Source organism: Massilia sp. Dwa41.01b, from assembly GCF_014171775.1.
Classification (GTDB): domain Bacteria; phylum Pseudomonadota; class Gammaproteobacteria; order Burkholderiales; family Burkholderiaceae_D; genus Telluria.
The window spans coordinates 860696-874091 of the sequence record NZ_CP050454.1 but is presented as its reverse complement, the minus strand read 5'-3'; the positions used below and the strand labels follow the sequence as shown (position 1 = coordinate 874091).

At 64.7% G+C, this 13396-nt stretch carries 14 protein-coding genes; 3 read left to right on the top strand and 11 right to left on the bottom strand.

The annotated features are described in order from the left end of the window. Nucleotides 1-348: 348 nt before the first annotated feature. Complete coding sequence (gene pyrE, locus G4G28_RS03990) at nt 349-1011, bottom strand: orotate phosphoribosyltransferase (RefSeq protein ID WP_182990931.1); 663 nt, start codon at nt 1009-1011, stop codon at nt 349-351. Nucleotides 1012-1098: 87 nt separating this feature from the next. On the opposite strand from pyrE, the gene G4G28_RS03985 reads away from it, so the two are divergent. Then, on the top strand, nt 1099-1869 hold the full coding sequence (locus G4G28_RS03985; RefSeq protein ID WP_182990930.1) for an exodeoxyribonuclease III: 771 nt from the start codon (nt 1099-1101) through the stop codon (nt 1867-1869). A gap of 115 nt (nt 1870-1984) precedes the next feature. Here G4G28_RS03985 and G4G28_RS03980 read toward each other — a convergent pair whose 3' ends face one another. The 8 genes from G4G28_RS03980 to gshB form a co-directional block, all read right to left on the bottom strand. After that, nucleotides 1985-2905 (bottom strand): pseudouridine synthase, encoded by a 921-nt coding sequence (locus G4G28_RS03980; RefSeq protein ID WP_182990929.1) that lies wholly within the window; start codon nt 2903-2905, stop codon nt 1985-1987. Between the two features lie 3 nt (nt 2906-2908). Beyond that, entirely contained in the window at nt 2909-3796 is an 888-nt protein-coding gene (locus G4G28_RS03975; protein ID WP_182990928.1) for a M48 family metallopeptidase, read from the bottom strand. Nucleotides 3797-3938: 142 nt separating this feature from the next. Beyond that, a complete protein-coding gene (metW, locus tag G4G28_RS03970; RefSeq protein ID WP_182990927.1) occupies nt 3939-4553 on the bottom strand; it encodes a methionine biosynthesis protein MetW in 615 nt (204 codons plus the stop codon). Next, entirely contained in the window at nt 4550-5683 is a 1134-nt protein-coding gene (locus G4G28_RS03965) for a homoserine O-acetyltransferase (RefSeq protein ID WP_229425575.1), read from the bottom strand. Before G4G28_RS03965 ends, metW begins: the two co-directional genes overlap by 4 nt. A gap of 103 nt (nt 5684-5786) precedes the next feature. After that, the gene (ptsP, locus tag G4G28_RS03960; protein WP_182991708.1) at nt 5787-7556 is read right to left on the bottom strand and encodes a phosphoenolpyruvate--protein phosphotransferase; all 1770 of its coding nucleotides are present in this window, start codon (nt 7554-7556) and stop codon (nt 5787-5789) included. A 38-nt stretch (nt 7557-7594) separates the two neighbouring features. Further along, nucleotides 7595-7864: an HPr family phosphocarrier protein gene (locus G4G28_RS03955; RefSeq protein ID WP_182990925.1), complete on the bottom strand. Its 270-nt coding sequence runs from the start codon at nt 7862-7864 to the stop codon at nt 7595-7597. An 82-nt stretch (nt 7865-7946) separates the two neighbouring features. Then, the gene (locus G4G28_RS03950; protein WP_182990924.1) at nt 7947-8351 is read right to left on the bottom strand and encodes a PTS sugar transporter subunit IIA; all 405 of its coding nucleotides are present in this window, start codon (nt 8349-8351) and stop codon (nt 7947-7949) included. Nucleotides 8352-8354: 3 nt separating this feature from the next. Then, entirely contained in the window at nt 8355-9302 is a 948-nt protein-coding gene (gene gshB, locus G4G28_RS03945) for a glutathione synthase (protein WP_182990923.1), read from the bottom strand. Nucleotides 9303-9482: 180 nt separating this feature from the next. Between gshB and G4G28_RS03940 the strand changes: the two genes are divergently transcribed. Beyond that, on the top strand, nt 9483-10322 hold the full coding sequence (locus G4G28_RS03940; RefSeq protein ID WP_229507884.1) for a class I SAM-dependent methyltransferase: 840 nt from the start codon (nt 9483-9485) through the stop codon (nt 10320-10322). A 127-nt stretch (nt 10323-10449) separates the two neighbouring features. After that, nucleotides 10450-10818 carry a hypothetical protein gene (locus G4G28_RS03935; RefSeq protein WP_182990922.1) on the top strand — a complete coding sequence of 123 codons (369 nt, stop codon included), beginning with the start codon at nt 10450-10452 and terminating at the stop codon, nt 10816-10818. Nucleotides 10819-10906: 88 nt separating this feature from the next. Here the strand turns inward: G4G28_RS03935 and G4G28_RS03930 are convergent, their stop codons facing one another. Both G4G28_RS03930 and gshA read right to left on the bottom strand, forming a co-directional pair. Next, a complete protein-coding gene (locus G4G28_RS03930) occupies nt 10907-11560 on the bottom strand; it encodes an alpha/beta hydrolase (RefSeq protein ID WP_183108064.1) in 654 nt (217 codons plus the stop codon). A 384-nt stretch (nt 11561-11944) separates the two neighbouring features. Continuing rightward, a complete protein-coding gene (gene gshA / locus G4G28_RS03925) occupies nt 11945-13246 on the bottom strand; it encodes a glutamate--cysteine ligase (RefSeq protein WP_182990920.1) in 1302 nt (433 codons plus the stop codon). Nucleotides 13247-13396: the final 150 nt, after the last annotated feature.

Genomic DNA, 13396 nt, shown 5'->3' with positions numbered 1-13396 from the left:
GAAAACCTTTCGTGCGCACCAGATACTTCAGCCAGTCCAGGTTGTTGTCGTCGACCAGTACGACCATGCGCTGGGCGTCGCGATCCAGTCGGGCGGCAAGGTAGGCCTTGCGCACTTTCTGGTCGACGGCAAAGCGCTTGTCCAGTTCCGCACGCAGCGCGGGGTCGCCCAGTTTGCGCGTGGCGTCGCGCGCAGCCTGGGCCTCGTCCGATTCGTCAGGGTGGGCCGCGGCCCAGGCTGTGGCGCCGGGACAGGGATCGGCACGCGGCAGGTCCGTCGCCGCCGCGTGGGACGCACCGGCCAGGACCGCGCACAGCAACGCGAGGCCCGCTTGCAGACGCTTCACCTTCAGACGCCGTAGCGGCTGCGATACGCCGCCACCGCGTCCTTGTGCTGTCCCAGTTCGGCCCCGGCCCCTTCGCCCGACAGGTAAGTAAACAGGTCTTCCAGGTTGGCGATCGAGATGACGGGTATGCCGAATTCCTCCGCCACCTGCTGCACCGCCGACCCGTTTGATAACGCGTCGTCCTTGCCGGAACGCTCCATGCGGTCGAGCGCGATCAGCACGGCGGCAGGCTCGGCACCGGCGGCGCGGATCATGGTCACCGATTCGCGCACCGAGGTGCCAGCCGAGATCACGTCGTCGACGATCACGACCTTGCCCTGCAGTGTGGCGCCAACGATGGTGCCGCCTTCGCCGTGGTCCTTGGCTTCCTTGCGGTTGTAGGCGTAGGAGGTGTTGCGGCCCTTGGCGGCCAGCGCGACCGCGGTGGCGCTGGCCAGCGTGATGCCCTTGTAGGCAGGGCCGAACAGCATGTCGAACTCGACGTTCGAGTCAAGCAGGGTCTGGGCGTAGAACTGGGCCAGCTGGCCGAGGGTCGCGCCGTCGTGGAACAGGCCGGCGTTGAAGAAATACGGCGAGAGCCTGCCCGCCTTGGTGGTGAACTCGCCGAACTTGAGCACTCCCGTCGAGACCGAAAAAGCGATAAACTGTTGGCGCAAATTGTTCACGGTGACCCCAGATTAAAAAAGTGGCTGTATTTTAATCCAGCACCCATTCCGTGCCCACAGCCGCCGTTCCCTCTTCTTCTCATTTCCATGCCACGAATTATTTCCGCCAACCTGAACGGCATCCGTTCGGCCCACAAAAAAGGTTTCTTCAACTGGCTGGCGTCCGTCGACGCCGACTTCATCTGCGTCCAGGAACTGAAGGCCCAGGAAGCCGACATGACCGAGGAATTCCTGCGTCCGCACGGCTACCACGGCCATTTCCACTATGCCGAAAAGAAGGGTTATTCCGGCACCGGCGTCTACAGCCGCGTCGCCCCGGACAACAAGCGCATCGGCTTCGGCTGCCAGGAATTCGATGCCGAGGGCCGCTACACGCGCTGCGATTTCGGCAACCTCACCGTCATTTCCGTCTACTGCCCCTCCGGCTCGTCCTCGCCGGAGCGCCAGCTGGCCAAGTTCCGTTTCATGGAAGTCTTCCTGCCGCACCTGCAGGAATTGAAGGCCGAGGGCCGCGAAGTCGTCATTTGCGGCGACTGGAACATCGCCCACAAGGAAATCGACCTGAAGAACTGGAAGAGCAACCAGAAGAACTCGGGCTTCCTGCCGGAAGAGCGCGCGTGGATGACGCGCCTGTTCGACGAGTTGGGGCTGGTGGACGTGCACCGTGTCGTGGCGCCGGATGCGGCGGACTATACCTGGTGGAGCAACCGCGGGCAATCGTGGGCGAAGAACGTGGGCTGGCGGATCGACTATCATGTGGCGACGCCCGGCATTGCGGCCAAGGCGCATGCGGTGGCGGTGTACAAGGACGAGCGGTTTTCGGATCACGCGCCCCTGATCATCGACTATCACCCTTGATGCATGGCCGGTTGTGACGCTGAGGATGGTGGGCTCGGGGCGCCCACCCTACGGGTCTGGCACGACAGCGACTGGTAGGGTGGCCGCGGCCGGCGAGGCGCCCCGTGCCCACCATTCACGGCCAATCGAGCGTGCGTTCGCTGTTGAACGTGCGCGGTTCCCCCGTCAGGGGATCGTCAAAACTGATCGAGCGCGCCAGCAGCTGCAGCGGCGCCGAAAAATCGTCGCCCTTGCAGGGCAGCGCCACCGGGTAAAACGCGTCGTTCAGGATCGGCGCGCCCAGGGACGACAAATGCAGGCGCAGCTGGTGCTTGCGCCCCGTGTGCGGGTGCAGGCGGTAGCGCACCACGTCGCCGCGGCGCTCGATGACCTCGATCAGCGTTTCCGAATTCGGCTCGCCCACCACTTCTTCGCTGACGAAAAACTGCGCCGCGTCCTGCATGCGGCTGCGGTAGGTGAAGGGGAACTCCCTCCCCTCGATCGGCCCGGCCAGGGCCTCGTACACTTTTTTCACTACCCGCTTCTGGAACATCGACTGGTACTTCCCGCGCGAATCGAGGTTGTGCGAGAAGATGACCACGCCCGCCGTCTCGCGGTCGAGCCGGTGGATGGGCGTCAGGTGCGGCAGCTCGAGCTGGGCTTTCAGGCGCACGAGCAGGGTCTCGTGGAGAAAACGTCCGCTCGGGATCATCGGTAAAAAATGCGGCTTGTCGACGACCAGCAGGTGCGCGTCCTGGAACAGGATGCGTTCCTTGAACGGGATCGGCGTTTCCGCTTCGTCGAGTTCGCGGTAGTACCAGATGCGCATGCCCTGGCGCACATGGCTGTCCGCCTGCAGCGGCTTGCCTGCCGCATCGACCACTTCGCCGCGCTGCAGGCGCGCGGCCCAGGACGCGGGCGCCACGTCGGGAAAGCGCTCGCTGAGAAAGCGCAGCATGCCGCCGGCGCGCGTTTCGGTCAGCCACAGGTAGCTGGGCGCGACGCCGCTCTTCACCGGCAGCGGAACATGGGAATTGGCGTCGGCCTGGTGTCCCATCGGTCAGCGCTGGAGGGCCGTGGTGCGGTAGGACGGCAGGCGATTGACGCTCGTGCCCTTGCTGCGCGCATACAGCGGCAGCAGCACGTTCATGTGCTTTTCCATGTCGCGGATGCGGGTTTCGCCGCCCGGGTGGGTCGACATGAATTCAGGCGGCGCCGACTTGTTCAGGGCGCCCATCTTGCGCCACAGCGCCACGCCCGCGCGCGGGTCGAAGCCGGCGCGGGCGGCGATGTCCAGGCCCACCAGGTCGGCTTCGCGCTCTTCGTCGCGCGAGAATTTCAAGACCACGCCCTGCCCGACCATGCCGGTCACCGCGTTGGTGATGTTCGGGTCGATCCCGAAGATGGCCGCACCGAGGGCACCGGCGCCGCGCGCGACAACCGAGGTGATGCCGGATTTCGCCGCGCGCTCGCGGCCATGCTCGCGCAGCGCGTGGGCGATCTCGTGGCCCATCACGGCGGCCATCTCGTCGTCGGTCAGGCGCAGCTGGTTGATGATGCCGGTGTAGAAGCCGATGCGGCCGCCCGGCATGCAGAAGGCATTCACCTGCGGCACGTCGAACAGGTTCACCTGCCAGTTCCAGTTCTTGGCCGAGGCGTTCCAGCGCGGTGCATACGGGATGATGCGCTGGGCGACCGCACGCAGGCGCCGCACTTCCGGATGGGTGGCCGGCACCAGGGCCCCCTTCTGCTGGGCTTCGGACATCATCGCCTGGTATTGCTGGGCAGCCTGGGCGTTGAGCTGCTCTTCCGGCACCAGCACGCGCACGCGCGAGAGCGGCTTGACGGCGATGCCGTCCTGGACGACCTGTTCGCCCTTCTGGGCATGGGCGCCGCCGAGCGTCGACAGCAGCGCGATGCAAACGGCTAAGTGTTTGAATTTTTTCATGATAGTTACCAGTATGCTGTTTTTGTCAACAACATCGTCGCAGAAAAGCGCGGATGGGGTACGCACGATATGGGCGGAAGTATCTCGCAGGGTGGGCGCGGCCGGCGAGGCACTCCGTGCCCACCCTACGATCCGCCAACGATCAAGCCCGCTGCGCCTTCTTCCTCAACCTGAACACCGCCAGGCTCCCGCGCAGGTTCGGCAGGAAGCTGACCGGCTTGCCTTCGGCCAGCGCCACGTATTCCAGCACCTCCAGCCCGCATTCCTCGGCCAGCTCCTTGAAGTCGTAGATCGTTGCGTAGCGCACGTTGGGCGTGTCGTACCACTGGTAAGGCAGCGTGCGCGAGACCGGCATGCGGCCCTTGAGCAGCGCCATGCGGTGCGGCCAGTAGGCGAAGTTCGGGAAGGAGACGATCGCCTCGGCGCCCACGCGCACGATGTCGCGCAGGCGCGCCTCCACGTGCAGCATCATCTGCAGCGAGGACAGGCAGAGCACCGTGTCGAAGGAGTTATCGCCGAACAGGTCCAGGCCCTGCTCCATGTCGTGCTGGATGACGGCGATGCCGCGCCGCGTGCTTTCCAGTACCTTGTCGTCGGCGATCTCGATGCCGTAGCCGCTGCAGCCCTTGCCCTTTTCCAGGTAGCGCAGCATGGCGCCGTCGCCGCAGCCGACGTCGAGCACGTGCGAACCTTCGCGTACCCAGTGCGCGATGAAGGCCAGGTCGGGGCGCAAGGTGGTCAAGTCTTCGAATTTCATGCCTGTGCTCCTTCGCCTTCTTCCCAGATGCGGTCGTAATAGGCCCGCACCACGCCCATGTAGCGCGCGTCTTCCAGGAGAAAAGCGTCGTGCCCGTGCGGCGCGTCGATTTCCGCATAGGTGACGCGGCGGCGATTCGAGATCAGGGCTTCGACGATCTCGCGGCTGCGCTCGGGCGAGAAGCGCCAGTCGGTGGTGAAGGAAGCGATCAGGAACTGGGCACGGGTGGCCGCCAGGGCTTTGGTGAGGTCGCCACCGTGCTCGCGCGCGGGGTCGAAATAGTCCAGCGCCTTGGTGATCAGGAGGTAGGTATTCGCGTCGAAGTATTCCGAGAATTTATCCCCCTGGTAGCGCAGGTAGGACTCGATCTCGAAGTCGACGCCGAAGTCGAACTTGTAGTCGGAGCGGCCAGCGTCCCGGCTCTCGGCCGCGTTGCGCAGCTTGCGCCCGAACTTTTCCGCCATGTCGTCGTTCGACAAATACGTGATGTGGCCGACCATGCGCGCCACCTTCAGGCCGTTCTTCGGCACCACGCCGTGCTCGTAGAAATCGCCGCCGCGGTAGTCCGGGTCGGTCAGGATGGCCTGGCGCGCGACATCGTTGAAAGCGATGTTCTGGGCCGAGAGCTTCGGCGTGGAGGCGATCACGATGCAGTGGCGCAGGCGCTCGGGGAAGAGGATGCTCCACGACAGGGCCTGCATGCCGCCGAGCGAACCGCCCATCACCGCGGCGAATTGCGCAATGCCGAGGCGGTCGGCCAGGCGCGCCTGCGCCGCCACCCAGTCTTCCACGGTCAGCAGCGGAAAGGCGGCGCCATAGGGCTTGCCGGTGGCGGGATTGGTATGCATCGGGCCGGTCGAGCCGAAACAGGAACCGAGGTTGTTGACGCCGATGACGAAGAAGCGGCTTGTATCGAGCGGCTTGCCCGGTCCGACCATGTTGTCCCACCAGCCCGTGCTTTTCGGCTCGTTCGCGTAGGTGCCGGCGACGTGGTGCGAGGCGTTGAGCGCGTGGCAAACCAGCACCGCGTTCGACTTGTCGGCGTTGAGGGTGCCGTAGGTTTCATACATGAGCGTGTAGTCGCCGATGTGCGCGCCGCTTTGCAGGCGCAGCGGCTCGGCGAAATGCATCGCTTGCGGAGTGACGGTTCCGATGGATCCCATGAGGTTTTCTTTGCTGTGTGTGTCGCGGCACTGACGGCCGCTTGGGTAAAACTGAGGTAAAGCTGGGGTATTACGTGAGCTGGAGCTGTTCGACCGCTTCCATGATCTCGGCCGGCTCCATCGAGCGCATGATGCGTCGCATTCGCGGCGTGATCTGGCCGAGGTCGGCGTTCAGGATTTCCTGCTTCACCGCCAGCAGCTGGGCCGGGTGCATGGAGAATTCGCGCAGGCCCATTCCCAGCAATAAGCGCGTCAGCTTGATGTCGCCCGCCATTTCGCCGCAGACCGCCACGTCGATGCCCGCCTTCTGGCCGGCGGCGATCGTCATGCCGATCAGCTGCAGCACGGCCGGGTGCAGCGGGTCGTACAGGTGGGCCACTTCGTAATCGACGCGGTCGATCGCCAGCGTGTACTGGATCAGGTCATTCGTGCCGATCGAGAGGAAATTCATGCGCCGCACGAACATCGGCAGCGCCAGCGCGGCGGCCGGGATCTCGATCATGGCGCCGACCTCGATGGCCGGGTCGTACTTGATGTTCTGTTCGCGCAGCTGGAACTTGGCCTGCTCGATCATGTTCAGGGTCTGGTCGATCTCGTAGGCATGGGCCAGCATCGGGATCAGGATGCGCACCTTGCCGAAGCAGGAAGCGCGCAGGATGGCGCGCAGCTGGGTCAGGAACAGCTGCGGCTCGGCCAGGCAATAGCGGATCGCGCGCAGGCCCAGCGCGGGATTGAGGGCCGTGTGTTCGGTCGGGTCGAGCGGCTTGTCGGCGCCGACGTCGAGCGTGCGGATCGTCACCGGACGGCCTTTCATGGCCACCACGGCGCGCCGGTACTGCTCGAACTGCTCGTCCTCGCTCGGAATTTTCAGGCCGTCGGCGCCGCGTGCCATGAACAGGAACTCGGAGCGGAACAGGCCAATGCCGACGGCGCCGGCGTCGAGCGCATGCGGGCAATCGTCGGGCAGCTCGATGTTGGCCATCAGGCGGATCGCGGTGCCGTCTTTCGTCACGGCCGGCGTTTTCTTCAGCTTGAGAAGACGCTTGCGCGCCTTGCCCAGCGCCGCCTGGCGCGCGCGGTACTGCTCCAGCACCAGCGGGCTCGGACTGCAGATGACGACACCGGCATCGCCGTCGACGATGACCCAGTCGTCCTGCTCGATCAGGCGCGAGGCCTGGCTCATGCCGACCGCCGCCGGGATGTCGAGCGAACGGGCGACGATCGCCGTGTGCGAGTTCTGTCCGCCGACGTCGGTGACGAAGCCGACGAAGGGGCGCGGATCGCCGCCGCGGTCGCGGAAGGCCAGCATGTCGGCCGGCGAGATGTCGTGGGCGACGACGATCATCTGCGGCTGGTAGCCGTCGTCGCCGGCCAGCACGGGCGGCACCGACAGCGCGGTGCCCATCAACACTTTCAGCACGCGTTCGGCTACCTGCTGGATGTCGTGCTTGCGCTCGCGCAGGTACTCGTCCTCGATCTCGTCGAACTGGCTCGAGAGCTCGTCGATCTGGGTGACCAGCGCCCACTCGGCGTTGTAGTGGCGCGAGCGGATGATGTCGAGCGGCGCTTCCGAGATCATCGGGTCGGACAGGATCAGCGCGTGGACGTCGATGAAGGCGCCCAGTTCGGTCGGGGCATCCTTGGGCAGATCGGTCCAGAGCTCCTGCAGGTTGCGGTGCACTTCGGCGATCGCGTCCTGCAGGCGTTTTACTTCCGCTTCGACCTGCTCTTCCGGAACCAGATAGTGCTTGACGTCGAGCGCGGCCGGCGTGAGCAGGTGCGCGCGGCCGATCGCGATCCCGCGTGACACCGGTATGCCGTGCAGCGTGAACGAAGCCATCGAGGGTCCCCGGGAGCGGGCGAATCCGGATTCGGGCATTACTCGCCTTCGCCGAACTTGTCGTTGACGAGGGCGGCCAGCGCGACGATCGCGTCATGCTCGTCGGCGCCGTCGGCTTCGAGCGTGACCTTCGCGCCCTTGCCGGCGGCGAGCATCATCACGCCCATGATCGATTTCGCGTTGATGCGGCGCCCGTTACGGGTGAGCCAGACATCGCTCTTGTACCTGGCGGCGAGCTGGGTGAATTTGGCCGATGCGCGCGCATGCAGGCCCAGCTTGTTGATGATTTCAAGTTCTTGCTGAATCATGTTCTCGTTTTCTTTTCCATCGTCAGGACGGCGCTACACCAAAAGACGGGCTACCTGCGCGAGGCGCCCGTCCACATCCACATCAGGAGCCGACCCGGATGCGGTTATCGACCCGCACCGCGCCGTTCTGGGCACCGGCCAACGCCATTTCCACCACCACGTCGAGCGTGTCGCGGCGATAGGTGATTGCGCGCAGCAGCATCGGCAGGCTGATGCCGGCGATGACCTCCACGTGCCCGGCATCGGCCAGCGAATTGCAGCAGTTCGAGGGCGTGCCGCCCTTGATATCGGTAATGACGAGGACGCCGTCGCCGTCGTCCAGCCGTGCGATCGCTTCCCTGGCCTTGCAGTTGACGTCGACCAGGTCCTGGTCGGCCGCCACGTCGATGGCCTCGAAGCGTTCGGTCGGTCCGCGAAACACGTGCGCGACCGCCGCGATGAATGCCTGGCCCAGCGGTGCGTGGGTCAGGAGCAGGATGCCTACCATGATTTACTTTCTTGTCGCCTGCTGTTCGACCGCGTCGATGAACATCGCGGCCACGTCGAAACCGGTTTGGTCGGTGATCTCCTGGAAGCAGGTCGGACTGGTGACATTCACCTCGGTCAGGAAATCGCCGATCACGTCTAATCCTACCAGCAACAGCCCGCGCTCGGCCAGTACGGGGCCCAGCGCCTCGGCGATCTCGCGGTCGCGCTCGGTGATCGGCTGGGCCACGCCGATGCCGCCGGCCGCCAGGTTGCCGCGCACCTCGGTCCCCTGCGGGATGCGCGCCAGTGCGAACGGCACCGGTTTGCCGCCGATGACGAGGATGCGCTTGTCGCCCTTGACGATCTCGGGAATGTATTTTTGCACCATGATGGTGCGTTTACCGTTGTCGCTGAGCGTTTCGATGATCGCGCCCAGGTTCATGGCGTCGGCTTTTACCCGGAAGATGCCGGTGCCGCCCATGCCGTCGAGCGGCTTGAAGATGACGTCGCCGTGTTCCGCATGGAAGGCGCGCAGGCGCTTTTCCGAGGAGGTGACCAGGGTCGGCGAGGTATACTCGCTGAACTGGCCGATCGCCAGCTTCTCGTTGTGGTCGCGAATTGCCGACGGCCTGTTGAACACGCGCGCGCCCTGTTTTTCCGCCAGTTCCAGCAAATAAGTGCCGTAGACATATTCCATGTCGAAGGGCGGATCCTTGCGCTCGATGATGGCGTCGAACTCGGCCAGGCGCGCATCAACAGCCGGGTCGGCGCGGTACCAGTCGACCGGATCGCCGGTCAGGTGCAGGCGCGCGACTTCGGCGCGCACGACACCCTGCTCGAGCGCCATGTCGCGCTGCTCGAAGGCATAAACCTCGTGACCACGGCGCGCGGCCTCGCGCATCATCGCGAAGGTCGAGTCCTTGTAGATCTTGAAGCTGGAAACCGGATCGGCGAGGAAGGCGATTTTCATGGTGGGTCCATTGATGGCAATGGATGCGATTTTATCGTGATTCGCAAAGGCGCGCGGCCGCGGGCCCCGGGGCGCATAGTTTCCTCAGGCATATAGTGCTGATGAGCAAATTGCGCGGGATCGGGAGTTGGGCTGAGCGGGCGCAAACCGGAGTGCGATTGGCTGGGCCACGATGGGGTCATGGACGCTCAACTCGACCCTCAGCTTCACCATCAGGCAGAACAGGAACGCATCGGCCAGGTCTACCGTGGCTGGCATGGTGGCGCGGCGCTGGCGCGCTATGCCTGGCACCGGCCCGACGTCGTGCGCCAGCAGGGCATGCGCAGCCGGGTACTGTCGCACATGCTCGCCACTACCCTCGGTACCGACCTTGGCGGCGTACGCGTGATCGACGTCGGCTGCGGCACCGGCGGCTTCCTGCGCCAGCTGATCGACTGGGGCGCTACCCCCGCCCATCTCACCGGCACGGAACTCCAGCAAGACCGGCTCGACCTGGCACGCCCGCGCACCGCGCCCGAGGTGAAGTGGGTATGTGGGCCCTTGAGCGCGCTGCCCGCCGCCAGCGCCGACCTCGTCAGCGCGCAAACGGTGCTGTCCTCGGTACTCGACCCTGAACTGCGCCAGCGCCTGGCGTCCGACATGTGGCGCGTACTAAAACCCGGCGGCTGGTGCCTGGTCTTCGACTTCCGCTACAACAACCCGCGCAACCCGCACGTGCGCAAGGTCAGGCGCGAGGAGTTGCGCGCCTACTGGCCCGGCCACCGCGAACAATACCAGACGCTGCTGCTGGCGCCGCCGCTCGGCCGCGCCTTGGCCGCCATGCCGGACCCTGCTCACCGAAGCGCTGGCCAGCCTGGCACCGCCGCTGCGGTCGCACTTCGTCTATATGGTGCAAAAGGAACGATGAGCCGCATGCAGGCTGGGGCATGTCGTGCATGGGACGGCCGGCTTCGCGTCCAGACACCGTCGTCCGGGCAGTGTGAACACCCGCGAATATTGTGTTTCGTTACAATACGATAGATTTCCTCACGGAAAAACTGAGATACTCGTAGGATCGGTCCTACGAACGGTACAGCGCTCTACAGCAGGGCATGGCGCCACGGACCGGACAAAACTATAAGCACTCAGTTCAACTCGGGAGAAAATCTTGGCAACACGTATCAGCATGCGTCACAAGGAATCGGGCATCGTCAAGGATGGCTTCTATGGCTTTTCCTGGACCACCCTGTTCTTCGGCTTCTTCCCCGCCCTGTTCCGCGGCGACTTCATCACCTTCATCGGTGGCTTCGTGGTCTCGCTGATCATCGCCTTCCTGACGATGGGCGTTGGCGCCCTCTTCATCGGCCTGGTGTGGGCTTTCATGTACAACAAGTACTACACCCGCAAGCTCATGGAACGTGGCTATGTCCTCGCTGGTAGCGACGGCGACAATATCCGCGCCGCAGCTACCCTGGGCGTTGCGATTCCTGCTGTTGCCCCTGCCGCTGCGCCAGTCACTCCCGCCGTTCCTGCCTGACCTTTCCCACTGCGCCGCCCCCCGGGGCGTGCGCAGGCAGCCGCACCACCGCCGGTTCTTCCGAACCCAGCCGATGGTGCGGCTTTCATCACTCCCCTACCGCTGTTGTCAATCCGCCCGCACGCGCATGGCGCTGTGCAAACGCGCGCGCCAGGAAGCCGCCGATGCGCGCCTCATACTCCTGCCGGGCATAGCCGTACAGATCGACGTGTGCCGCTCCCGGCACTTCCCAGCTTTCCCGCGGCGCCGGCGCGGCTGCCACGATGCGGCGGGTTTCCGCGATCGTCGTATGGCGGTCCTGGTCGCCTGCCGCCACCAGCACGGGCGCCGTCAAACCGGCCATGGCATCGATGGGGCGCAGCTGGGCCGGCAGAATATCCAGCCGCAAGGGCAGCTGCGCCAGCAACAGCGTCGACAGCGGCACCGCCAGCGGCCCGACGCGCATACGCAGGCGATCCTCGACCGCTTCGTGAATCGTCGGGTACATCGATTCCAGCACGACGGCATCGACCGCCAAGCAGTCGCGGCACAGCATGAAGGACGCGGCCCCGAGCGAGACGCCGATGACCCCGAGCGGCTGCGCCGGCGCTTCACGCTCCAGGTAAGCCAGCGCAGCGCGTACGCCATCGGCTTCGCGCAGGCCGAAGGTGATGACAGGCGCGGCACTCTCGCCGTGCCCGGGCAGGTCGACCAGCAAGACCCCATAGCCCGCCGCGTTCAGGAATCGCGCCCGTCCCAGCATCTGGCGCCGGTCGCCGCGTATGCCGTGCAGCAGGAGAATGGCGCCCTTTCCCCTTACCCGGCAGGAACCAGCCGGCCAGGGTGCGCCCCTCCTCCAGTGCCAGCGCCACCTTGCGTGCCGCCAGGCCAGCCGGCAGCGGCACCGGATGACGAATCGGTGCCACCAGCCTGCTGCCGGCGAACCAGGACAGGGCTGCGGCAGCGAAGATAAGCATCAGCAAGGCGAACGAGAAGCGGCGCATGGTGTCTTTTCGTAAAAGCCTGATGACAGTCGCAATATTGTTGAGCGAACATTATCGCCGCATACACAGGCGCCAGGCACGCCGCCAATGAAAAAGGGACCCGCAGGTCCCTGTCGATGTCTTTGGCTGCCTAGCCGCGGCGTTCAATACACTTCCGGATTTGGATCGGTGCGTTCCAGTTCCAGCGAAGCCGCCAGCAAACCCAGGCGCGCCACGACGCCGTACACGTAGAAGCGGTTCGGCGCGGCCGTGCCCGGCTGGGCCTTCAGGTCCGGTACCGCATGCTGCTGGGCAAATGCCAGCGGCACGTATTGCGAACCGGGCGCGTTCAGGTTCTGGTCGATGCCGCGCTCGGCGTGCACGCGGTAGAAGCCGCCGACGACATAGCGGTCGATCATGTAGACCACGGGCTCGGCCACCGCGTCATCGATGTTTTCAAAAGTAGGCACGCCTTCCTGCACGATCAGGTCGGTCACGGCCAGGCCGTCCTTGATGACCGACATCTTGGCCCGCTGCTTGAGCGTCAGGTCGCGCACTTCGCTGGCGTCCTTGATCGTCATGATGCCCATGCCGTAGGTGCCGGCGTCGGGCTTCACGATCACGAAGGGCTTTTGCTCCTTCATGCCGTATTCCTTGTACTTCTTCTTGATCTTCGAGAGCAGGCTCGATACGGCATCGGCCAGCGCTTCCGTGCCCTGGTCGTGCTCGAGGTCGATTTCGCTGACTTTCGCGTGCAGCGGGTTGACCATCCACGGATCGATGTCGATCAGTTTGCCGAACTTCTTCGCGACCTCGTCGAACGCCTTGAAGTGGTTGCTCTTGCGGCGCACCGCCCAGCCGGCATGCACCGGCGGCAGCAACGACTGTTCGTGGATGTTTTCCAGGATCGAAGGAATGCCGCTCGACAGGTCGTTGTTGAGCAGGATCGTGCACGGGTCGAAGTCCGCCAGGCCCAGGCGGCGGCCGTTGGGCGAACGCACCAGCGGTTCCACTACCAGCATGTTCCCGTCTGGCAGCGCCAGCGGCGTCGGCTGGGTGACCTCCGGCGACAGCGAACCGAGGCGCACGTGCAGGCCGGTCTGGCGGAAGATCTGCATCAGCCGCTGCACGTTCTGCAGGTAGTGGGGATTGCGCGTATGCGTTTCCGGGATCAAGAGCAGGTTGCGCGCGTCCGGGCAGTACTTGTCGATGGCCGCCATGGCCGCCTGCACGGTCAGCGGCAGCATTTCGGTGGACAGGTTGTTGAAGCCGCCCGGGAACAGATTGGTGTCGACCGGCGCCAGTTTATAACCGGCGTTACGCAAGTCGACCGAGCAATAGAACGGCGGCGTATGTTCCTGCCACTCGAGGCGGAACCAGCGCTCGATGGCCGGGGTGGCATCGAGGATTTTCTTTTCTAGATCGAGCAGCGGGCCGGTCAGGGCCGTGGCGAGGTGCGGAACCATGGAATGCTATCCTTATTGGCTTCTTGGCAATCAATGCATTTATCTTGGGGCAATACTCCCATTTTAAAGGCTTATGCTGCACCGCACCTAAGGTTGCTGAAAACAAAAAGGCGCCCCGCAGGGCGCCTCTGTCTCGATCAGCTTGCGGTA

What these genes read in the sequence shown, in the direction of transcription:
- G4G28_RS03965 (WP_229425575.1), bottom strand. Translation starts at nt 5,683, where the DNA reads ATGCATTTCGCCGAGCCGCTGCGCCTGCAAAGCGGCGCGCACATCGGC.
- G4G28_RS03940 (WP_229507884.1), top strand. Translation starts at nt 9,483, where the DNA reads ATGGACGCTCAACTCGACCCTCAGCTTCACCATCAGGCAGAACAGGAA.
- G4G28_RS03950 (WP_182990924.1), bottom strand. Translation starts at nt 8,351, where the DNA reads ATGGTAGGCATCCTGCTCCTGACCCACGCACCGCTGGGCCAGGCATTC.
- G4G28_RS03930 (WP_183108064.1), bottom strand. Translation starts at nt 11,560, where the DNA reads ATGCTGGGACGGGCGCGATTCCTGAACGCGGCGGGCTATGGGGTCTTG.
- G4G28_RS03975 (WP_182990928.1), bottom strand. Translation starts at nt 3,796, where the DNA reads ATGAAAAAATTCAAACACTTAGCCGTTTGCATCGCGCTGCTGTCGACG.
- gshB (WP_182990923.1), bottom strand. Translation starts at nt 9,302, where the DNA reads ATGAAAATCGCCTTCCTCGCCGATCCGGTTTCCAGCTTCAAGATCTAC.
- gshA (WP_182990920.1), bottom strand. Translation starts at nt 13,246, where the DNA reads ATGGTTCCGCACCTCGCCACGGCCCTGACCGGCCCGCTGCTCGATCTA.
- G4G28_RS03955 (WP_182990925.1), bottom strand. Translation starts at nt 7,864, where the DNA reads ATGATTCAGCAAGAACTTGAAATCATCAACAAGCTGGGCCTGCATGCG.
- G4G28_RS03985 (WP_182990930.1), top strand. Translation starts at nt 1,099, where the DNA reads ATGCCACGAATTATTTCCGCCAACCTGAACGGCATCCGTTCGGCCCAC.
- G4G28_RS03980 (WP_182990929.1), bottom strand. Translation starts at nt 2,905, where the DNA reads ATGGGACACCAGGCCGACGCCAATTCCCATGTTCCGCTGCCGGTGAAG.
- ptsP (WP_182991708.1), bottom strand. Translation starts at nt 7,556, where the DNA reads ATGGCTTCGTTCACGCTGCACGGCATACCGGTGTCACGCGGGATCGCG.
- metW (WP_182990927.1), bottom strand. Translation starts at nt 4,553, where the DNA reads ATGAAATTCGAAGACTTGACCACCTTGCGCCCCGACCTGGCCTTCATC.